The sequence below is a fragment of the Natronobiforma cellulositropha genome, from assembly GCF_025629245.1.
Classification (GTDB): Archaea; Halobacteriota; Halobacteria; order Halobacteriales; family Natrialbaceae; genus Natronobiforma; species Natronobiforma cellulositropha.
Genome location: NZ_JANZXN010000006.1, coordinates 37,534 through 57,044, shown reverse-complemented (window position 1 = coordinate 57,044; position 19,511 = coordinate 37,534). Strand labels below are relative to the sequence as shown.

The 19,511-nt window shown below is 65.8% G+C and carries 20 protein-coding genes and 1 pseudogene; 10 read left to right on the top strand and 11 right to left on the bottom strand.

Annotated features, from left to right (window positions below; genetic code table 11):
* Window positions 1–28 precede the first annotated feature (28 nt).
* Window positions 29–799, top strand: coding sequence for a hypothetical protein (locus tag N0B15_RS03030; RefSeq protein ID WP_263017930.1), 771 nt, complete (start codon window positions 29–31; stop codon window positions 797–799).
* Between the two features lie 497 nt (window positions 800–1,296).
* Here N0B15_RS03030 and N0B15_RS03025 read toward each other — a convergent pair whose 3' ends face one another.
* From N0B15_RS03025 to N0B15_RS03010, 4 genes and pseudogenes are all read right to left on the bottom strand, one after another.
* Window positions 1,297–1,653 (bottom strand): hypothetical protein, encoded by a 357-nt coding sequence (locus tag N0B15_RS03025; RefSeq protein WP_263017929.1) that lies wholly within the window; start codon window positions 1,651–1,653, stop codon window positions 1,297–1,299.
* A 283-nt stretch (window positions 1,654–1,936) separates the two neighbouring features.
* Window positions 1,937–2,153 (bottom strand): annotated as a pseudogene (locus N0B15_RS03020) (IS1595 family transposase); the annotation flags it as partial.
* A 29-nt stretch (window positions 2,154–2,182) separates the two neighbouring features.
* Complete coding sequence (locus N0B15_RS03015; protein ID WP_263017928.1) at window positions 2,183–2,545, bottom strand: DUF7344 domain-containing protein; 363 nt, start codon at window positions 2,543–2,545, stop codon at window positions 2,183–2,185.
* A 161-nt stretch (window positions 2,546–2,706) separates the two neighbouring features.
* Window positions 2,707–3,003: a transcriptional regulator gene (locus tag N0B15_RS03010; protein WP_263017927.1), complete on the bottom strand. Its 297-nt coding sequence runs from the start codon at window positions 3,001–3,003 to the stop codon at window positions 2,707–2,709.
* A gap of 137 nt (window positions 3,004–3,140) precedes the next feature.
* Between N0B15_RS03010 and N0B15_RS03005 the strand changes: the two genes are divergently transcribed.
* Window positions 3,141–4,109, top strand: coding sequence for a nucleotidyltransferase family protein (locus N0B15_RS03005; protein WP_263017926.1), 969 nt, complete (start codon window positions 3,141–3,143; stop codon window positions 4,107–4,109).
* A gap of 42 nt (window positions 4,110–4,151) precedes the next feature.
* Entirely contained in the window at window positions 4,152–4,853 is a 702-nt protein-coding gene (locus tag N0B15_RS03000; RefSeq protein ID WP_263017925.1) for a hypothetical protein, read from the top strand.
* 120 nt (window positions 4,854–4,973) lie between these two features.
* On the opposite strand, the gene N0B15_RS02995 is transcribed toward N0B15_RS03000, so the two are convergent.
* From N0B15_RS02995 to N0B15_RS02975, 5 genes are all read right to left on the bottom strand, one after another.
* Window positions 4,974–5,702, bottom strand: coding sequence for a diphthine--ammonia ligase (locus N0B15_RS02995; protein ID WP_263017924.1), 729 nt, complete (start codon window positions 5,700–5,702; stop codon window positions 4,974–4,976).
* A 47-nt stretch (window positions 5,703–5,749) separates the two neighbouring features.
* Entirely contained in the window at window positions 5,750–7,060 is a 1,311-nt protein-coding gene (locus N0B15_RS02990) for a DUF373 family protein (protein ID WP_263017923.1), read from the bottom strand.
* A gap of 76 nt (window positions 7,061–7,136) precedes the next feature.
* Window positions 7,137–8,132 carry a signal peptide peptidase SppA gene (gene sppA / locus N0B15_RS02985; protein ID WP_263017921.1) on the bottom strand — a complete coding sequence of 332 codons (996 nt, stop codon included), beginning with the start codon at window positions 8,130–8,132 and terminating at the stop codon, window positions 7,137–7,139.
* Window positions 8,133–8,309: 177 nt separating this feature from the next.
* On the bottom strand, window positions 8,310–9,191 hold the full coding sequence (locus N0B15_RS02980; RefSeq protein ID WP_263017919.1) for a coiled-coil protein: 882 nt from the start codon (window positions 9,189–9,191) through the stop codon (window positions 8,310–8,312).
* Between the two features lie 241 nt (window positions 9,192–9,432).
* A complete protein-coding gene (locus tag N0B15_RS02975) occupies window positions 9,433–11,298 on the bottom strand; it encodes a glycoside hydrolase family 2 protein (protein WP_263017918.1) in 1,866 nt (621 codons plus the stop codon).
* Window positions 11,299–11,515: 217 nt separating this feature from the next.
* On the opposite strand from N0B15_RS02975, the gene N0B15_RS02970 reads away from it, so the two are divergent.
* Window positions 11,516–11,710 carry a hypothetical protein gene (locus N0B15_RS02970; protein WP_263017916.1) on the top strand — a complete coding sequence of 65 codons (195 nt, stop codon included), beginning with the start codon at window positions 11,516–11,518 and terminating at the stop codon, window positions 11,708–11,710.
* Window positions 11,711–11,723: 13 nt separating this feature from the next.
* On the opposite strand, the gene N0B15_RS02965 is transcribed toward N0B15_RS02970, so the two are convergent.
* On the bottom strand, window positions 11,724–12,809 hold the full coding sequence (locus N0B15_RS02965) for a tubulin/FtsZ family protein (protein ID WP_263017915.1): 1,086 nt from the start codon (window positions 12,807–12,809) through the stop codon (window positions 11,724–11,726).
* 137 nt (window positions 12,810–12,946) lie between these two features.
* On the opposite strand from N0B15_RS02965, the gene N0B15_RS02960 reads away from it, so the two are divergent.
* The 4 genes from N0B15_RS02960 to N0B15_RS02945 all read left to right on the top strand — a co-directional run bounded on the left by N0B15_RS02960 (window position 12,947) and on the right by N0B15_RS02945 (window position 16,729).
* Window positions 12,947–13,372 carry a DUF5791 family protein gene (locus tag N0B15_RS02960; protein ID WP_263017913.1) on the top strand — a complete coding sequence of 142 codons (426 nt, stop codon included), beginning with the start codon at window positions 12,947–12,949 and terminating at the stop codon, window positions 13,370–13,372.
* Window positions 13,373–13,417: 45 nt separating this feature from the next.
* Entirely contained in the window at window positions 13,418–14,311 is an 894-nt protein-coding gene (locus N0B15_RS02955) for an SDR family oxidoreductase (protein ID WP_263017912.1), read from the top strand.
* Between the two features lie 87 nt (window positions 14,312–14,398).
* Window positions 14,399–15,595, top strand: a complete 1,197-nt coding sequence (locus N0B15_RS02950; RefSeq protein WP_263017910.1) for a DHH family phosphoesterase — start codon at window positions 14,399–14,401, stop codon at window positions 15,593–15,595.
* Window positions 15,596–15,637: 42 nt separating this feature from the next.
* On the top strand, window positions 15,638–16,729 hold the full coding sequence (locus N0B15_RS02945; RefSeq protein WP_263017909.1) for an aldo/keto reductase: 1,092 nt from the start codon (window positions 15,638–15,640) through the stop codon (window positions 16,727–16,729).
* Between the two features lie 113 nt (window positions 16,730–16,842).
* Here N0B15_RS02945 and N0B15_RS02940 read toward each other — a convergent pair whose 3' ends face one another.
* Window positions 16,843–17,013, bottom strand: a complete 171-nt coding sequence (locus tag N0B15_RS02940; protein WP_263017908.1) for an HVO_0758 family zinc finger protein — start codon at window positions 17,011–17,013, stop codon at window positions 16,843–16,845.
* 113 nt (window positions 17,014–17,126) lie between these two features.
* On the opposite strand from N0B15_RS02940, the gene N0B15_RS02935 reads away from it, so the two are divergent.
* Both N0B15_RS02935 and N0B15_RS02930 read left to right on the top strand, forming a co-directional pair.
* Window positions 17,127–18,341: an MFS transporter gene (locus N0B15_RS02935; protein ID WP_263017906.1), complete on the top strand. Its 1,215-nt coding sequence runs from the start codon at window positions 17,127–17,129 to the stop codon at window positions 18,339–18,341.
* 57 nt (window positions 18,342–18,398) lie between these two features.
* Window positions 18,399–19,502, top strand: a complete 1,104-nt coding sequence (locus N0B15_RS02930) for a glycosyltransferase family protein (protein WP_263017904.1) — start codon at window positions 18,399–18,401, stop codon at window positions 19,500–19,502.
* Window positions 19,503–19,511: the final 9 nt, after the last annotated feature.

The following is a 19,511-nucleotide window of genomic DNA, read 5'->3' as shown; positions in this document are numbered from 1 at the left end:
GTGTCGGCAATGCGCAAATACAATTTCCGTGAACAATAGCGACTGGGATCCAAAGACGAGACGGAAATTTGTACGAACAGCCACAGCTGGTTTGTTCACAACTACAGCACTGATGACGAGTGCTCAAGCGAACAAGGGGAAAAACACCGACTCAAAAGAAGTGGAAGTTGAACTTGAAGATGGAGAGCTCGTGTATAGAGGCCCAGAGAGGTCTGTTTCCTCGTCTCAAGCGGAAAAAAGTACTGCAGATGTCTCGCACACCGACCTTGATGGGTACGTGCAGATGGGGGTGGAAGGATTGAATGAAGCCAAATCTGATGGTTATGTCCGATTTGAAGAAAGAGATGGTGAACCATGGGTAGTCCCAACGCAGAAGGGACTTAACGAACATGGTCCATCACAGCCACCAAGTACGAACGTTTCGGTGCGTTCGTCGAGTGGACTCAACGTACATCGTCAATCACAGCAAACCAATACTCTCTGCGGAAGAAACGATTATGAAGCAGAAACCACCTGGCGTGGAGGAGTACGACACGCGTTTTACTTCGACGATAGCCTGAGCCGTAATATCGCGGCGGCGATGGCATCTGGAGCAGCAGCAGGTGTGATTGGAGCAAAGATTGCTGCTTCCACCGGGATCGGTGCTCCTGCTAGCGTCGTTTCGGGGGTTGCTGCTGTCCTCGCAGGTCTCGGTGCAACGCTAATATTTGAGGCCAATGAAGGGTGCGGTGTTCGTATTCGTCATTATCCTGCAGCCCCCCCAGTACCGGGTATTGGAATAACATTCCAACCACAATAAAATACATTAATATAATCGTCTCAAGAATATATATAATTTTTATTGGTATGGGTGGTGCGATATTAACCCTCCCTATGGATGTGACCGGCTTATATTTAGAGAGCTTTCAAAAGCATATCTGACTTTACAATTTGTTGGTTTATCTATTCCGACTGAATATCTGGTCGCGTTTAATTAAGGCTGATGGATGAGGCGGGTGATTTTCAGCTGATTCACGGCGAAAATCGCCCGCCTTAGTGGTTGTAGCGACTGGACCGAATTTACGTACTTCCTCGTTCAGTAATAGCTTCAGTTACGTTGATCCAACAACCGCCGAACTCGGTTACAAGCCTTCGCCGTTTGGTGGAACTCGCTTAACTAAGCACGATAATTGCAGCAGAACCAACCTCTATGAGTGTGGCAGATATACGCGACACGGAGCAACGCCTATGGTGCAGCGATATCAGTGTTCGAACTGTCCCGGATTGCTCTCCCTTCAGGTCTTCCAGAAGAAGTCGTCATTTATTCCCTCTAGTGTGATTTAACAACCACTGCGCACTTGGGCGCACCCTATCATCCATTCCACTTCTATTATAAAGGATCGCCTCGTAGCTGAGCAGGCTGAGTGTAAAGAGAAGTCCCACAAATGCAAGTGGTACAGAAATCGTAGTATCTGTTGTGACCAATGCAATCATTCCAATGCCTCCTGTCCCAACGAGTATCCAGCCAAATGAAATTACTTTTCCACCTCGTGATTTCTTCACGCTGTTAGAGGCTAGAACTATATCAATGAGGCTTACTGCACTCACTACTACCATAGAAACTGAGAACATAATAACAATAATTGATCCTGTTGTAATTTCTTCAAATGGCATGGGACAAGTTACAACCTGGGTACATTTATATGTTTGGCCTTGGCTCGGGGTCGTGTTTAGTTAGGCGAAAACCAGCCGACCAACCGCCGCTGGCTGGGGCTGAAAGGGGCGACGCTCCCGAGGTGCGAGATCGTTCGAAACGGCGCAGCCGTTTCGTGACCTCGCGAATCTCCGATTCGCTCAGTCACGAGAGAGCGCTGCTCTCTCGAACGACAGCGAGTCGCAGCCCTCGAGAGCGTCGGGGCTTTCTGGGCGTTCGCGGCCAACGGATCGGCGGATCGAGCTAAACTAAACACCACCTGGCTCGGTACTGTGTGAGTTTATCCTTCGAGATGCCTCGATGTGGCGACAGCCATGCCGAACCAGCGATTCGTGGCTCTCGCAGGTATTGACGCGGATGTCTTCATCCGCGCATTTCCCATGAACGACGTACTCGCGGTCGAATGCGTCGTCCTCCTTCAGGGGCCGTCTTCTCGAAACCCGTCGGTATTGACGGTTAGAATTGGTCTTTAGCTAAACGCTGGCCGACTCAGGCCGAGCCGGGTGCGACGAGGTCGCGCTCCTGTTCGTACTCGAGCAGTCCGGCGTCGGTGAGCCGCGGCAGGTGGTCGTGGTACAGCGAGATGTACACCTCGCTGATCGTCTCGGCCGAGATGTCGGTGACCGCACGGTCGTACTCTCGAGTGGCGACCTCCTCGGCGACGTCGGCGAGCGTGAGCGCTTCGCCGTAGGTGTGGACGACCTCGAGCGTGGTCCGCCGGCGCTCGTCCATCAGGATGTGAAACGCCTCCGAGAGCGCTGCATCCGAGACGTCGTTGTCGTCGATCCACTCGAGGATCGCCAGTACGGTTCTGATGCAGTCTCCGTCCGAGGGTGGCGAGGTAGTCGTCATGCGTTCTCCGGACCTACGGAGGCGTTGTTCGGGGGCGTACACCGGTCTGTAACCAGTCGCTCGTCGGTCGAAGGCCGTACACACGGACTGGTCGCACACTCGAAGGTCTGTTCGAGCAGTATCCGTCCGCGTAAATAGGCGTGTCGACATCGCGAGGGATCTCACTCGATCGTGATCGTCGGTTCGCTCACCGATTCGCCCCGACAGTGCGGACAGCGCGACGGCCGGTTCAGGAGGTCGTCGAAGTCGTCGAAGCCACACGAAGTGCACGTCGGCGGGGCGACGAGGACCTGCTCGTCGTCGTCGGCTCCGTCGACGCTCCGTGCGACGTGTTCGACGTGTCCCAGTGCGGCGTCGGGGGTGAGATCGAACGTTGCTGCCAGCGAACTCGGCGTCGCCGGTTCCGATCGGAGCGCCTCGCGTATCCGCTGGCGCGTCGTCTCGTCACTCACGCGCATACACGAACGCAGGCAGCGCGGCCACATAACGCCTCGCCTCGCGTCGGCGTGTTTTTCCACGCCACCACAATTCTATTTAGCCCGACCGACCGGAAAAAGAGTAAGTGACTTACACTCCGGCAGAGAACGAGCGAGTAATGAAAGCCGTCGTGCTCGCGGGCGGATACGCGACCCGGATGTGGCCCATCACGAAGCGCCGACCCAAGATGTTCCTCCCCATCGGCGAGTCGACCGTCATCGACCGTATCTTCGTCGACCTCGAGCGAGACGACCGGATCGACGAGGTGTTCGTCAGCACGAACGAGCGCTTCGCCCCCGACTTCGAGGCCCACCTCGAGGAGAGTCCGTTCGAGAAACCCCGGCTCTCGATCGAAGACACCACCGAAGAAGACGAGAAGTTCGGCGTCGTCGGCGCGCTCGCCCAGCTCGTCGAACGCGAGAACGTCGACGACGACCTCCTCGTCATCGCCGGTGACAACCTGATCAGCTTCGACATCGCCGACTTCCTCGACTACTTCGAGCGCCAGAACGCCCCCACGCTCGCCGCCTACGACGTCGGCTCGCGCGAGAAGGCGAAGTCCTACGGCCTGGTCGAACTCGAGGGCGAGCGCGTCGTCGACTTCCAGGAGAAACCCGACGACCCGAAGAGCACGCTCGTCTCCATCGCCTGTTACGCCTTCCCGCGTGACTCGGTCTCGCTGCTCTCGACCTACCTCGAAGACGGCAACAACCCCGACGAACCCGGCTGGTTCGTCGCCTGGCTCCAGGAGCGCGTCCCCACCTACGCCTACACGTTCGAAGACGCCTGGTACGACATCGGAACCCCTGAGAGCTACCTCGAGGCGGTCTCCTGGCACTTAGACGGCGACTCACTGATCGCCGAGACCGCGACTCTCGAGAACACGACCGTCGGCGAGAACGTCCACGTCATGGACGGCGCGGTGCTCGAGGACAGCCACGTCGACGGCTCGGTCGTCTTCCCGGAGGCGACGATCACGAACGGCGACATCCGCGACTCGATCATCGACGAGGGGACGATTCTCGAAGAGCTGGACCTCGCTGGGGCGCTCATCGGCGCACACACCCACATCACGAACGGTCGGTAGCGGCGACAGACCTATCAGTCCACAGGGTGAGTACTGTGGACAATGCACACGAGACGCGTGCAAGCCGCCCTCGACGAGTTCGCCGCCGACGCTCCGTACGAGGCGCTCGCACGCACGTTTCTCGAGTTCGAGCGCCCCGGCGGCACCGACCCACTGCTCTTGCTCGTCGACGCCGCCTCCTCGAGCGCCGGATCCCAGCACACGGCGGCGGCCGACCCGGCCGTCGAGCGCTTTCGCGAGGCGTACCTCGAGACCGACAGCATCCGTACGTTCGCCGACCTCGCAGCGCTCTCGCCCGACGACGCCGCCCTCGTCGAGACCCTCCGCGCCCGCCGCAGCCGTCACGTCCTGCTCGAGACCGCCCGGGTGTTCGCCGCCCGCCCCGAGGACGACGACTTCTCTGCACTGCGTTCCTGGGCGGCGGAGGCGACGCTCTACACCTACGACTCGGATCCGGTCGGCTCGATTTCGGGCGTCGGTCCCGCGAGCTTTCAGTACCTCCGGATGCTCGCGGGCGTCGACACCGCGACACCCGACGCCAGCCTCGAGCGATTCGTCACCACGCTCGCCGACGCGCTCGAGACGCCCGCGCTCGACGCCTCGAGTCCGCTCCGGACGGTCGCCTCCTGTGAGTGGCTCTCGCTGGTCACCTCCTACCGACTGCTCGAACTCGACCGCCTCGCGTGGTGGCTCGACGCCGACGAGCGCGAGCGGGACCACGCGCTCGCCTCGCTCGCTCGGTGACCTGGGCCGTCGACCCCCACGGTTTTCCGTCGGGTCCTCACTCGCTGGCGCTCGCTCGAACCACTCGCAAAACCGTGGGCGAAAAAGCCACTCGCTCGCATCCGCTCGCTCGTGGGTCGGCTACTCGAGGCTCGCTTCGCTCACGCGGATCCGCCCACGCGTTCCGTCCCACTCGGTCTCGTACTCGAGGGCGAGCCGCCGGTCCATGTGCGGGCCGTCGACGACGAGCGTCTCGAACTCGCCGCCCTCGCCCAGCAGGTGGACGCCGTAGCGTTCGTTGAGTGCCTCGAGTTCGTCGAGCGCCTCGGCGTCGAGGGTCCGTCCCAGCCAGGACTCGTCGAGTCCGGCGGCGGCGACCTGCACGAGCAGGATTTCGAAGCCCGCCTCGAGCATCGCGTCGGCGAGCGCTCGTGGCTCTTGCTGCCAGAGCGGCGCGAAGAGGTCACACTCGAGGCGCTCGCACATCGCCTCGATTCGGCTCGTCTGGAACTCGCTCTCGACCGCCCCGGCGGTGACGCCCGCGATGCCGCCCGGCAGGTCGGCGTCGAGGTCGCCCAGTGCCGCCTCGAGTGGCTCGAGTTCGGCGTCACCCTGGGCGCTCGAGTCGCTCGCCGAGGCGGCCTCGAAGTCGTCGGGTTCGACCTCGAGGAGGTCGATACCGATGCTCTCGGCGGCGAGTGTCGCGAGGTCGGTCACCGGAACGTGGTACATGTAGGAGTCGCCCGTCGGGTGGACGGTGACGAGTCGTTCGACCGGAAGCCCCGTCTCGAGCGCCCGGTACAGCGCCCAGGAGGAGTCCTTGCCGCCGGAGAAGAGACTGACCCACGCACCAGTCGCGTCCGTATCCATGGTCGTCGCTCACGGCGCGTGCCTAAAGGCGTGCCGAGTCGGTACGCTCAGGACAGTGACTCGCCGTCCGCGTCACCGCTCTCGAGTTCCCCCACCTCTTCGGCGTCGCTCGCCGCCTCCGCCGTGCCGCCGTTGGGGTGTGCCTCGGCGCCGGCCGTCGCTCTCGGCTCCGTCGTCTCCTCGGGTGGGTTCGTCTCCGGATCCGGTTCTGGGGTCTCCACCACACCGTCTCCGTCGTCCGGCTCGGTGCCGCTGAACGTCGCGGCGACCTTGATGCCGACGAGACCGACCAGAATCCCCGCCGCGACCGACAGTGCGAGGCGGTTGCCACCTGCGATCGTGAACGGGTCGATCGTGAGGATTCCCTGGTCGTATCCGGGCACGTGAATCGGGTCGACTACGCCTTCCTGCTCGAGGAAGTACGCGGCGAAGCCGCGGGCGACGAGTCCGATCGAGACGACGATGAACGGCAAGTTGAGGTAGGAACTGCGGATCGGTTCCTCGCTGATCGCCTCGTCGAGCAGTCTGCCCGCACTCGCGGTGAGCGCCGCCATCACGAGCCACGGGACGCTGTCGAAGGCGAACTGCATCGCTGGGAGGTAGATCCCCTGTGTGTCCTCGAGGTTCGACACGCCGAGACCGCCCGCGAACAGTCCCGCGAGGGTGAGTCCGACGGCGACGACGTAGGTGATCACCGACACCTGCCCGGAGTACAGCGACGTGCGGGTTTTGACGGCTACGCCGGTGAGAATTTCGTCGACGTTGAACCCCTTGTACAGCAAGAACAGGCCGATGACGGTCGTGATCGCGGCCGCACCCTCGGCGGGACTGCGAAGCGTCGCGAGGATCGGGAAGACGAGCAGTGCGAGACCGATGGGGACCAGGATCGTCTGGCGCAACTCCTCGTCGGCGAGGAACTGCTTGAGCAGGTAGTAGGTCGACTCGATGTCGCGGGCCTGCCTGACGACGACCCGGTCGACCGAGTCGACGCGCACCCGGCTCTCGACGACCGGGACGAGGCGCTCGTCCTCTGCGCTGTCGATGACGACGACCGCCGAGGTCGGCTCGTACGTTTCGATGAGGTCGTCTAGCTGGCGCGCGACGGCTCGGTCTGCGCTGACCATCGACTCGCGATCACCCGAGACGACCGCGACGACGGTCTCTTCGTCCTCGTCGCGAAGGCTCTGGGCGACCCGGAGCGACTCGAGTAACGCGTTCACTCCCGAGTCTTCGGGGTCTGCGAGACCGACGTCCGTCACGAGCGCGCGCACCGCCTCCCAGCCGACGATCGGCGAGCGCAGGCCGGTCTTACGGCCCACGTCGTCGGTCCGGTCGAGGCAGACGACCAGTGTGGTCACGGTGGCTGATGCATTCTGCGTGACGATAAAACCACTCACTCGTTCGCCCCACCGGAACCGACGCGGGCCGGCCCGCTCAGGTCCGCAGGCGGAACTCCCGGCCGCCCACCACCGCCGCCACGCCCGCACCGAACGCGTAGGCGACGCGCTGTGCGCCCGTTCCAACCCGCTGCATCAGCGACTGCGGCGGCGTAAACTCCTCGACGGTCACCGACTCGCGCTCGAGGAGGGCCGCGACGTGCTCTTCGACGTCCTCGCGCGTGCCGAGGGCGTCGACCAGCCCGTTCTCGAGGGCGGCCGCCCCCAGGTAGACGCGCGCTTCGGTGTCGCGAACGAACGCGGGCTCGAGGTCGCGTCCCTCGCTCACGCGCTCGACGAAGTGGTCGTAGTAGCCGTCGATCATCCCCTGTAAGTACGCCCGCTCGTCCTCGCTCATCTCTTTCAGCGGCATCCCGGCGTCTTTGTACTCGCCCGCGGTGAACCCCTCGTAGGAGAGTCCGAGTTTCTCGGCCAGTGCCGTGGCGTTCACTCGCGAACCGATGACGCCGATGGAGCCGACGATGCTGCCCTCGCGCGCCCAGAGTTCGTCACAGCCGCTCGCGATCCAGTAGCCGCCGCTGGCACAGACGTCGGTCGTGTAGGCGACCGTCGGGCCGTCGAAGCGGTCGGCTGCGAGGCGGATGTCGTCGCTCGGAACGACCTCGCCGCCCGGTGTGTTGAGTTTCACGAGCAGTGCCTCGACGTGGTCGGCGTCGTCCGCGCGGTCGATCTGTTCGACGATGTCGTCGGCGGGCGTTCCACGCGGCGTCGACGGGAGCGGTCCGCCCCCGCCGTCGCGCGTGATCGGTCCCTCGACGGCGACCTCGACGACGTCGTAGCCGGGGACGAGCGACCTGCTGATGCCACCGGCGACTTTCACGCCAGCGCCGACCACCGCGAGGACGGCGAGTACCCCCAGGAAGTCGACCAGCGACTGCGGGTAGAGGACGAACAACGCCACCCCGACGACGGCGAACACCGCGACCGTCACCAGGACGACCGCCAGCTGTGTCAGCGTCCGCGTCTCAACCACACCGCTCACCTCGAAGACGGTCTCGAGCCATGGCTCACTCTGGGTGCGCGGTCGTGTTAAAAATGCACGCTCGCTGCAGTCGGTGACTCGAGACCGACCCCGCCACCTGCGTCGACCGGCGGAGCACTGGCTCGCCCGGTCTAAGAAACGAAAAGAGACACAGGTGGACGAGCCGCTCTAGAGTAGGCCAGTCTTCTGCAGTTTCATCAGGTCCTCGGTGTCGAGGGTCTCTCCTTCCTTGAACTTCTGGTAGATCTCCTCGGCCTCGGCCTTGGCTTCCTCTTTCTTCTTGTTGCGAGCGGACTTGCGCTGTTTCTCCTCTTTCTTGTCCATCTCGCGCAGGCGCTTCTGGACGCGGACGAAGTCCTCGTGGTGGCGGTCGGCCGCCTCCTGGGCTTCGACGAACGACTCGTGCATGTCGTCTGCGTCGTCGCGGATGTCGTCGGCCTCGCGATAGGCCTCGATCATCTGGTTGTGGTGCTCCTGGGCCTGGTCTGCGAGCTCGGTCACCTTCTGGTGGTGCTGGGAGGCCTCAGAGCGGACCTCCTCTGCCTCCTCGACGAGACCCTCCAGGTCGTCGTTCTGCTCGAGTTTTCCCTTCCGGTCGGCGTACTCCTCGCGTTTGGCCTCGATCTTCTCGATCAGGTCACGCTCTTCCTCGCTCGAGAGGACCTCCGTCTGCTGTTTGAACTCGAGCTGCTCGATCTCCGATTCGAGCTGCTCGAGGTCCTTGCCCTCGCCGAGTTGCATGTCGGATTTGAGCTTCTCGACGCGGTCGAACAGCTTGTTGGCCTCGGCGTTGAGCTCGTTTCGCTGCTCTTTGTGCTCCTGGACCTGCTCGTTGAGTTCGTCTCGTTTCTCGCGATGTGCCTGGGCTTCGTCGACCTGCTCGCGTGTCTTCGCGTTGAGGTCGTCGCGCTTCGATGCGCGCTCGGAGGCCATCTGGTTGAGTTCGTTTCGTCGGTCTCGAAGCTGGCCTGCCTTCTTGATGAGCTGGCCCTTCGACTTGTTCTCGAGGTCGTCCTCTGTGAGTTCGATGTTTTTCGATTCGTCTACCATGTGTTAGTAAACCCTCTGTGCCATTCCCGCACCGGCCGTGGCTGACGCTCGGAACCTGCGAAACCTCGGTGAATAAGATTTCCTGTCATCGATCGTCGAGCGATACACGCCACCGGTGGCGTTCTGGTGACCGGTACTACTGTTCCCCATCATTTAACTGTACCGGTCGGTTCATGCGTAGATATCGCATGGCAGGCACCCCCGTGCCCGTGTAATTCGTTCACACGGCTCCTGCCCGTCACTATAAAAGGTAGTCGTTCCGAACGGTCCGTTCACCGACCGTCGACTCGAGGCTGACCGCCGTCGCGTCGGGCGGTATGTCGACCGTTCCCGCGGCCGCTCGCTCGAACGCCTCGAGCGAGACGTTCGTCTCACCCGACTGGTCGCCTGCGTGCCAGACGACCGTCGTCTGGACCGGCACCGACCTGTCGTTACAGAACGTGACGCCGACCGTCGAACCCGGGCGGGGCGGCCCGTCGAGGACTGCCTGGGCCGGTTCGAACGCCGCCCGAACCGCCCCGTAGGCCGGCTTCTCGGTCCCGTCGTGGGCGCAGACGCCGAGTCCACCCGCCGGCGTCTCGTCGACGAGAGCCGAGGCGACCACGACGCCGGTCCCCCGTCGGCGGAGGCGGTCGACCACCGTCTGCAGCCCCCGAGCCTGCGACGCCTGTGACTCCTCGAGACCGCTCTCGAGGCGCTCGAGCGCCGTCGAGTTGAACCCGGGACGCGACTCGAGTGCGTCTCTCGCTTCCGTCTCGCCACCGACGGCGTGCGCCAGCGCCCCCATCTCGACGGTGACGGACGCTGGGAGGTCGGAATAGCGCTCGAGCAGCCAGTCGACGTCCGTCGCCTCGAGATAGCGCCACCCGGGGGCGAGCGTCACGGCGTCGGGGTCGGTTCCCGGTGCGCCGGTGAGGGCAATCGTCGGGAGGGAGTCGGGTGCCGCCGCCGCGATGGCGTCGGCGGTGTCGCGTTCGAAACTCGCCCGCCAGGCCCGCCAGCGAAAGCGCAGTCTTCCCAGCCGCCCGCTCCCGACCGGCTTCTCGAACGGGTCGACCGGGTCACTCACGACGCCGACCGTCGCGAGACTCGGGTGCGCGCCGTACGTTCGGACGAGCGACTCGAGGAGAGCCGTCCCGTCCTCGAGTGAGACGTCCGGTGCGACCGGGAGGTCCTGCCAGCACAGCAGCCCCGCCTCGTCACACGCCTCGTAGACGTCGGGCGGTGGGACGTGTCCGCGCGCACGAAGCACCGTCGCGTTCGCGTCGACTGCCCGCTCGACGGTCTCGACGCCGGCGCTCGGGCCGGTGAGGAACCCGTGTGCGCGAACGCGTCGGCCGTTGACCCGCAGGCCGCCGTCGTCCCGCTCGACCGTACGCAGTCCGACGGTGCGCTCGACGGTGTCGTCTCCGAGTTTCGCCCGGACCGTGTAGCGATGCTGTGGCCCTTCCTCGCGCGGCCACCACCGCTTCGGATCGCGGACCTCGAGCGTCTTCGACACCGTGACGCGCTCGCCCGCGTCGGCGACGACACGCGCGCGCTCCATCGATCCGCCGCCGCGAAACCCCTCCGGACGGAGCGAGAGCGTCACCGCATCGTCGACCGCCTCGCCCGCGTCGACGACCATTTCGACCTCGATCTCGGCGCGTTCGTCGCCCACCCGCGGGAGTGCGGTCAGCGAGTCGATGAACGTCGGCGGCCGCAGCTGTAAGTCGACGCCCCACCAGATTCCTGGGGCGTGCGTCGACGAGGCTTCGGTGTCGCTCGGACTCGCACGGCTCGTCGGCGCACAGCAGACGAGCAACTCGTTCTCCTCGCGGGGGTCGAACTCGAACGTGGCCGGGACGAAGTAGGCGTCGTGTGATCCCAGGTACTCGCCGTTGAGCCAGACGCGCGTCCGGCCGAAGGCACCTCGGAGCTGGATGCGCGCACGCTCGCTCTGGGACGTGCGTCCGTCGGTGAACGTCGTCCGGTAGGCGACCGCTCCGTCCGCGTCTGCGAACAGCGCTGGCCGACCCGGTACGGCGACCGGCTCCCACTCCGCGACGGTCGGCGGTCCGTCGCCGTTCGTCGAGTCGACGACTCCCCCGGTCCACTTGCCAGCCATTACCACCCACAGTGAACTCCGGGGAAATATACTTTCGGAGAGTAGTCACACGTGAGCGCCCATCCGAAGATGCCGGTTCTCCGCCCTCTCGGCTCTCGGATCGCGACGCCTTCGGCGAATCGGCTCGCTTCCCTCGGGCGGCGGCCGTCCACTTTCACTTTCACTCTCCTGTTGGCGTACCTTGAGGGTGGTCGGCCGAGTTCCGTCGAACGAATCCATGCTCGAGCACCTCTCCGCCACCTGTGACCGGTGTGACCGCGCGCTCTGCGACGACCGTCTGATCCTCTCGATGACCACCGACGCCGGGACGCGTCGCGCCTACGAGTGTCGCTGTGGTGGCGTGACGGTCACCGTGGTCAGAGACGCCTCGAGTGACGGGGCTTCGTCGCGCTCGTCGTCTCCGCCGCGGTGACCGCGGGGCGCTCTCAGAACAGGTTCTCGAGTTCGTCGTTCGCGAACGCGTCCGCCGGGTCCGACTGCTCCTCGGTGCGTCCGCGCTGTGCTTCGCGCGCACGTTCGAGGAACGCCTCGACTCGCGGCGAGCGCTCCGCTCCGCCGAGGAGGACGAGCGCGGCGATGCGTTCGCCGGCCACCGGCAGGTCGCCGCCTCTGACCTCCATGCTCCCGGTCTCGTCCTCGAGCCAGCGCCGGGACTTCTCGATGCCCTTCCGGGAGAGGCGCTCGGGTTCGCCCACGATGGCGAGTAAGGCCGCGTCGGCGGTGGTCGCGTCGGGGAGGCTCGTCCCCGTCAGCAGCGCCTGTCTGGCGACGCTCATCACCGTCGTAATGTTCTCGGCGCTGTCTTCGGCGGCGACCGCGCTCGCGTAGCCGAGCGCCGAGACACCGCCGCTCGCGAGGGTATTGATGATCTCGCTCGAGTCGACCACGCTCGCGGCGGCCGCCCCGCCGTCGGTCGCCTCCCCGCAGGCGAAGAGCAGGCCGACGCGCTGGGCGATGTTGTCGTTGATCGTCCCGAAGGACTCGTCGACGCTCTCGCCCTGTTTGTGCCAGGCGTCGTTGTCGATCAGCAGCGTCGAGTCGGCCTCGCGGACGACCGTCTTGAGCGAGCGCCCGGCGTTGGCCTGGTAGAGCGCCCCCTCGTTGCGGCCGGGGAGGATGCCGAGGACGTACACCGGCACGTCGTAGACCTGCGTGAGCTGGTTGACCAGCGCGGGCGCACCGCCGCTGCCGGTGCCACCGCCCAGCCCGGCGACGACCCAGATCGCCTCCGCCTTCGAGGTAACCTTGCCGTCGAGCGCGCCGAGGACCTCCCGCGCGTCCGCCTGCATGATCTTCGCGCCGAGTTCGTTGTCACCGCCGACGCCGTGGCCGTTCACCCGGTCCTGGCCGATGAGCTGGGTCTCGATACTGAGTCCCTCGAGATCGGCGCTCGCGGAGTTGATCGCCAGCGCACCCTGTACCGCGTCGAAACCCATCTCCGCGTCGAAACGGACCAACCGTTCGGTCACTTTCCCTCCGGCCTGTCCGACTCCGACGAGCGCCACTTTCATGCACCCATCGTGGCACTACGATGAATTGAACGTTGCGGACTTCGGTTCCACTACCTACTTCCGCGAGAGAGTCCCGCCGTCACCCACCACACTCGAGATGCGAAGCCACTTTGCGGTCCACCGCCATCGAGACGCGTATGTTCTACGACCAGCGGACCGACGCCCCCGCGTCGCCCCAGGCGCTGCGTGCGGCCTACGACGAACAGCTTCGCGACCTCATCGAGCGCGTCGGTCTCGAGACCGCCGCCGACGAGACGCCCGTCGACCGCGAGGCGCTCGAGGCACTCGCGGCGGGTGAGACTCCCGATCTCTCGCTCGAGGAGACCGCCGCGCTCGTCTCGCTCGCGGAGGGTGAACCCGACCCGGAGACGGTCGTCGAGATGGCGTGTGAGAACCTCCTGCTCGGGATGACCGTCGCCGTCCTCGACGTCGAGGCCGTCGAAGCCGACCTCGAGATCGATCTCGAGGCGCGCGAGGTCCAGCAGAAGATCGAACGGCGCGCGCCGATGCGCTTCGAGGAGTTCGTCCACATCCAGTACGTGATCGCCGACCGGACGCCCTGAGACGCGAGCGGTGGCCCTATGGGGCTCGCCCTCCGAGCCTCTCCCATGCGCGTCGCGATTCTCGGCTGTGGCTACGTCGGACTCGAACTCGGGAGACAACTGCGTGATGCGGGCCACGACCCCGTCGGCGTCCGCCGCTCGAGCGAGGGCGTCGAGCGGATCGAGCGCGCCGGCTTCGAGGCGGTGCGCGCCGACATCACCGACGCCGACGACCTCGCATCGGTGCCCGACGCCGACGCACTCGTCTTCGCGGCCAGCAGCGGCGGGCGCGACGCCGCGGCGGCGCGGCGGATCTACGTCGAGGGACTCGAGACGGCCATCGAGGCGTTCGGCTCACGCGAGTCGCCGCCCGAGCGACTCGTCTACACCTCCTCGACGGGCGTCCACGGCGACCACGGCGGCGACTGGGTCGACGAGGAGACGCCCATCGAGCCGACGACCGAGAAGACGGCGGTGCTCGCCGAAGCCGAGCGCATCGCCCTCGAGTCGCCGCCCACCCACGGCTTCGAGGGGACGGTCGCCCGCTACGCCGGTCTCTACGGTCCGGAGCGCTACCGCCTCGAGCGCTACCTCGAGGGGCCGGTCACCGAGGGCTACCTGAACATGGTCCACCGCGACGACGCGGCGGGGGCGGTCCGCTTCCTGCTCGAGGAGGGCCTCGCACGCGGCGAGGTCGTCCAGGTCGTCGACGACGAACCCGCCTCGAAGTGGGCGTTCGCCGACTGGCTGGCCGCAGCGTGCGGGCTCGACGCGCCGCCGAAGCGGACGAAAGCGCAGCGACTCGAGGCGGGCGACCTCTCCGAGGCTGCCAGGCGGCGGATCCTGACGAGCAAGCGCTGTGCGAACGACCGTTTGTGCGGTCTCGGCTACTCGTTCGCCTATCCCACGTACCGGGAGGGCTATCGAGACGCTCTCGAGGCGTACTGTACTTCTGACTGATTATTTCGGTAGTACGAGTCAGCAAGACGGCCGTGGGCACTGGTTAGCTAAGGGAACTTTCATGGTCGTCGACTTGGAGAGGGGTGTATGAGCGTTTCGGCCGCGCCGTCGCCAGCGCCAACGGGTGCGGTGGCGTCACTCGTCGAAGAGACCACCGAGACGATCGGAACGACCGATCCGCTCGTGGTCTCGCTCGGTGTTCTGGGCGCACTCGCACTCGCCGTCGGTGGCTGGTGGCTCGTCCGCTGGCTGCGTCGCCCACCCGGCGTTCGCTTTCGGCGCGTGCTCGCCGGCCACGACGAGGTGACGGTGTTGATGCACCCGAACCCGGACCCGGACGCGATGGCGTGTGCGATGGCGACGAAAGTGATCGCCGACTCGGCCGACACCGACGTCACCATCCAGTACGCCGGTGAGATCCGCCACCAGGAGAACCGGGCGTTCCGAACCGTCCTCGAGTTCGATCCCGACCCGATCGAGTCCTCGGGTGATCTGGCCGCTGACGCGGTCGTCCTGGTCGATCACAACTCGCCGCGAGGGTTCACCGGCTCACAGCTGATCGAACCGATCGCGGTCGTCGACCACCACCCCGGCAACGGCACCGGAACCGAGTTCACCGACGTCAGAGCCGACTACGGCGCGGCGTCGACGATCTTCGTCGAGTACCTCGAGGAACTCGGCGCGCACCTGCACACCGACGCCGACGTCGGTGACGACGTCGACGTGCTCGTGACGCCCGAACTCGCGACCGGACTCGTCTACGGCATCCAGTCGGACACGAACCGCCTCACGAAAGGCTGCTCGAGTGCCGAGTTCGACGCGAGCGCCTACCTCTTCGCTGCCATCGACGAGGATCTCCTCGACCGGATCGCCAACCCGCAGGTGAGCGACGACGTGTTACACGTCAAAGCCGACGCGATCACCGACAAGCGCGTCGAGGGACCGTTCGCCGTCTGTGACGTCGGAGAGATCGGTAACGTCGACGCGATTCCACAGGCCGCAGACGAACTCATGCACCTGGAGGGGGTGACTGCCGTCGTCGTCTTCGGCGAACACGACGGCACCATCCACCTCTCGGGGCGTTCGCGCGACGACCGGGTCCACATGGGCGAGACCCTCCGCCACGTCGTCAGCGACATCCCGATGGCGACCGCGGGCGGCCACGCCCGGATGGGCGGCGGACAGCTCTCGGTCGACCACATGCGCGGCATCGGTCCCTCCAACGGCATCAGCAAAGCCGAGTTCGAAGACCTCCTCTTCGCAGCGCTGGCAGGCGAGCGCTAGGCGTATCCCCCCGTATTTCACCCTCGAGCGCCTACGCCCGCTATGGCAACCGGACCTGCGACCTGGGACTATCGCGACGCCCACCACGGGCGCTTCGGCCGGACGTACTTTCGCCGCTACGGCGACGGACTCGTTTCGAGTCTCGGTCTCGGCACCTACCTCGGTGCGCCGACCGACGCCGTCGACGAGCGCTACCTCGAGGCGATCACGACGGCGCTCGAGTCGGGCTGTAACGTCCTCGATACGGCGATCAACTACCGCTGTCAGCGCAGCGAGCGCGTCGTCGGGCAGGCGCTTCGCGAGAGCGACGTCGAGCGTGACGCCGTCTTCGTCTCGACGAAAGGTGGGTTCGTCCCGTTCGACGGCGACCGGCCGTCGAACCCCGGCCGGTACGTCGCGCGCGAGTACGTCGACTCCGGCATCGTCGACCGCGAGGACCTCGTCGCGGGCAGCCACTCGCTCGCGCCCGACTTCCTCGCCGACCAGCTCGAGCGCTCGCTCGAGAACCTGGGGACGACGCCCGACCTCTACTACGTCCACAATCCGGAGACACAGCTTCGCGAGCACTCGCGCGAGGAGGTCTACGACGCGCTCGAGGCGGCGTTCGTCCTCCTCGAGGAGCGGGCGGCGGCGGGCGACATCGGTCACTACGGCGTGGCGACCTGGGAGGCGTTCCGCGTTCCGCCGGAGCACCCCTCCTACCTCTCGCTCCCGGCGGTCGTCGAGCGCGCTCGGTCGGCATCCCGCGAGGCCGGGACCGCCGGGACACACTTCCGGGCGATCCAGGTGCCGTTCAACGTCGTCATGGCCGACGCGTTCACCGTCGACGCCCACGAGACGCCCGACGGGCCGACCTGTGCGCTCTGGTTCGCCGCCAACGCGGGGCTGAACGTCTTCACCAGCGCGAGCATCGCCCAGGGTGAACTCACCGAAGACGGCGCGATTCCCGGTCCCGTCGCCGCCAGACTCGAGGGTGAGACGCCGACCCAGCGCGCGATCACCTTCGCCCGCTCGGCCCCCGGTGTCACCGCCTCGCTCGTCGGGATGGCGAACGCCGAACACGTGACAGCGAACCTCGAGGCGTGTACGCACGACCCGCTCGGCGCGCAGGCGTTCGACGCCGTCTTCGAGTGACTCGAGTCCACGGGGAGGTGGGACGGTCCGTGCTGATTCGTCACCCGGTGAGCGGCCGGACAGAGACCGTGGCCGTCTGACGGTACGGTACCACAGTCCGTATCAGAGGAGAGCTAGCGCAGTTCTTTCCACTCTTTGCCACAGTCGGGACAGATCCGGATCGTCGTGATCGTGTCCGGGTCGTTTCGCGTTTTCAACGCTTTGTCACACTCGGCGCAGGTCACCCGCTCGTAGGTGTCCTTCGAGAGTTCTCCGTCCCGCAAGGCTTTCCGGACTGATTTCATGTTCGCCCCGTACGAAGGTAGAGGAGAAAAAGACCGGGGTCGATGGTGCCACCGCTCACCGACCGGTATTTCGATTCGAAAGCCTTGTGTGTCCGTCCTCGAGAGGGAGAGCCATGAGTACGGAGGCGACGGGCGTCGGCGGCCGGACGAAACTGTTCGGCTCACTGTGTACGCTCGTCATCCTCGTCAACCTCGGCCGGCTCATCTACGCGCCGCTGCTCGAGCCGTTTCGCGGCATCTTCGACGCCAGTACGGCCGCCGTCGGCTTGCTCGCGACGCTCGCCTGGATCGGGAGCACGACACCCAGGCTGCCGACGGGCTACCTGCTGACGAAGTATCCTCGCCACACCGTCGTCGGCTGGAGCGGTCTCGTGATGGCTGGCTCTGCGGCGTTCGCTGCGAGCGCGACCTCGCTTCGCGTCCTCTACGTGGGGGCGTTCCTGATGGGTCTCTCGAGCGGCATCTACTTCGTCGCGGCGAACCCGCTCGTGAGCGAACTCTTTCCCGACCGCGTCGGCCGGGTGATCGGCATCCACGGCGTCGCCGCCCAGCTAGCGGCGGTCGGCGCGCCCGCGGTCGTCGGCGTCGCCTTCGCGATCACCTACTGGCCCATCGCCGCCTGGCGGGTCATCTTCATCGCGATCGCGCTCGCGGCGGCCGCCTCGACGGCGCTCTTCTACGTCCTCGCGAAGCGGACGGACCTCCCCGACGCGGGCCACGCCGACCGCCGCCTGCGGGTCGCCTTCCTCGCGAACTGGCGGCTGATCCTCACGGCGGTCGCGCTCGTCGGTCTCATCGGTCTCGTCTGGAACGGCCTGTTCAACCTCTACGCCACCTACCTCGTCGAGACGAAAGGTCTCTCCGAGGGCTTCTCCCTCTCGATGCTGACGGTCGTCTTCGCGACGGGCCTGCCAGCGTTCTGGCTCACCGGCCGCCTCGCCGACCACCTCCCGTTCGTCCCGCTGTTGCTCGCGATCACCGCGAGTTTCGCCGTCTGTCTCTACGCGCTGACGGTCGTCGACTCCGCCCTCGGCGTCCTCCTGATGAGCGCCATCATCGGCTACGTCATCCACAGCCTCTTTCCCGTCTCCGACACCTACGTCCTCGCCTCGTTGCCCGACGAACACCGCGGCAGCGCCTACGCCGTCTTCAGCGCCACCATGATGCCCTTACACGCCGTCGGCCCGTTCCTCGTCGGCGGTCTCGTCGACCTCGGCGTCGCCTTCGACGAACTCTTTCGTCTGTTCGTCCTCGCGTTGCTCGCATCGGTCGTCGTCTCAGCGGTCCTCTACGCGGCCGGCCGCCTCCCCGCCGGCGCGAACGGCTAACGACCGCACTTGGCCGGAGTCGTCGCCGTTTTCACCTTCCGCTCGAAGCCTCAGGTAATGGAGTACACCCAGGAGCGGATCGCGACGCTCCACCGCCTCACCGACGACCCGCCACCACGCGGTCTCGTCGGTTCGCAGACGCTCGAGCGGACGGCCGTCGTCGTCCCGATGACCGAGCGCGAACACGCCAGCCCAGCCGCCACGCGCGTCCTCTCGACGCTCGAGACGCTCGCCCCCGCTCACGTCTTCGTCCCCGTCCGCGCCTCGCCCGAGCGCATCGACGCCGTCCGCGAGTGGCTCGAGTCGTTCTCGCTCTCGCTGTCGGTCCTCTGGTGTACCGCGCCATCCGTCACGGACCTGCTCACCGAGACCGGCCTGGCCAACGGCTTCGGGAAGGGACGAGACGTCTGGCTCGCGCTCGGGCCCGCCGCCGAGGTGGGCGAGTACGTCGTCGTCCACGACGCAGACGCCAGCAGCTACGACCGCGCCCACGTCGAGCGACTGCTCGCGCCGCTGACGATGGGATACGACTTCTCGAAGGGCTACTACGCCCGCGTCGAGGACGGCCGTCTCTACGGGCGACTCTGCCGACTGCTGTACGAACCGCTCGTCCGTGTACTCGAGACCGACCACGACGCACCCGTCCTCTCCTACCTCGGTTCGTTTCGCTACGCGCTGGCCGGCGAGTTCGCGACGACGGCCGCACTCGCCCGTCGACTCCGCGCCCAGCGTGCCTGGGGTCTCGAGATCGGCACCCTCGGTGACGCCTTCGCCCACGCCGGCTTCGCCGGCACCGCCCAGGTCGACCTCGGCCGGCACGAACACGACCACCGCGCGGTCGACGGCGACGCCGGACTCGAGGGCATGAGCCACCAGGTCGCCGCCGCGCTGTTTCGCGTCCTCGACGACCACGGCGTCGCCCCGGCCTATTCGCGCCTGCGGGAGCGCTACCTCGAGGTCGGCTCCACCCTGATCGACCAGTACGCCGCCGACGCCCGCTTCAACGGACTCGCGTACGACCCCGCGGACGAACGCGGCCAGCTAACGCGCTACGCCGACGCCATCTCCCCACCCGGTCTCGACCGGCGGCTCCCACCCTGGACCGACGCCCCGTTTACACCTGCGGCCGTCCGCGACGCGGCGACGCCCTGGCTCGAGTGACGGCGTAAA

What these genes read in the sequence shown, in the direction of transcription:
- N0B15_RS03025 (WP_263017929.1), bottom strand. Translation starts at nt 1,653, where the DNA reads ATGCCATTTGAAGAAATTACAACAGGATCAATTATTGTTATTATGTTC.
- N0B15_RS03015 (WP_263017928.1), bottom strand. Translation starts at nt 2,545, where the DNA reads ATGACGACTACCTCGCCACCCTCGGACGGAGACTGCATCAGAACCGTA.
- N0B15_RS03010 (WP_263017927.1), bottom strand. Translation starts at nt 3,003, where the DNA reads ATGCGCGTGAGTGACGAGACGACGCGCCAGCGGATACGCGAGGCGCTC.
- N0B15_RS03005 (WP_263017926.1), top strand. Translation starts at nt 3,141, where the DNA reads ATGAAAGCCGTCGTGCTCGCGGGCGGATACGCGACCCGGATGTGGCCC.
- N0B15_RS03000 (WP_263017925.1), top strand. Translation starts at nt 4,152, where the DNA reads ATGCACACGAGACGCGTGCAAGCCGCCCTCGACGAGTTCGCCGCCGAC.
- N0B15_RS02995 (WP_263017924.1), bottom strand. Translation starts at nt 5,702, where the DNA reads ATGGATACGGACGCGACTGGTGCGTGGGTCAGTCTCTTCTCCGGCGGC.
- N0B15_RS02980 (WP_263017919.1), bottom strand. Translation starts at nt 9,191, where the DNA reads ATGGTAGACGAATCGAAAAACATCGAACTCACAGAGGACGACCTCGAG.
- N0B15_RS02975 (WP_263017918.1), bottom strand. Translation starts at nt 11,298, where the DNA reads ATGGCTGGCAAGTGGACCGGGGGAGTCGTCGACTCGACGAACGGCGAC.
- N0B15_RS02970 (WP_263017916.1), top strand. Translation starts at nt 11,516, where the DNA reads ATGCTCGAGCACCTCTCCGCCACCTGTGACCGGTGTGACCGCGCGCTC.
- N0B15_RS02965 (WP_263017915.1), bottom strand. Translation starts at nt 12,809, where the DNA reads ATGAAAGTGGCGCTCGTCGGAGTCGGACAGGCCGGAGGGAAAGTGACC.
- N0B15_RS02960 (WP_263017913.1), top strand. Translation starts at nt 12,947, where the DNA reads ATGTTCTACGACCAGCGGACCGACGCCCCCGCGTCGCCCCAGGCGCTG.
- N0B15_RS02955 (WP_263017912.1), top strand. Translation starts at nt 13,418, where the DNA reads ATGCGCGTCGCGATTCTCGGCTGTGGCTACGTCGGACTCGAACTCGGG.
- N0B15_RS02950 (WP_263017910.1), top strand. Translation starts at nt 14,399, where the DNA reads ATGAGCGTTTCGGCCGCGCCGTCGCCAGCGCCAACGGGTGCGGTGGCG.
- N0B15_RS02945 (WP_263017909.1), top strand. Translation starts at nt 15,638, where the DNA reads ATGGCAACCGGACCTGCGACCTGGGACTATCGCGACGCCCACCACGGG.
- N0B15_RS02940 (WP_263017908.1), bottom strand. Translation starts at nt 17,013, where the DNA reads ATGAAATCAGTCCGGAAAGCCTTGCGGGACGGAGAACTCTCGAAGGAC.
- N0B15_RS02935 (WP_263017906.1), top strand. Translation starts at nt 17,127, where the DNA reads ATGAGTACGGAGGCGACGGGCGTCGGCGGCCGGACGAAACTGTTCGGC.
- N0B15_RS02930 (WP_263017904.1), top strand. Translation starts at nt 18,399, where the DNA reads ATGGAGTACACCCAGGAGCGGATCGCGACGCTCCACCGCCTCACCGAC.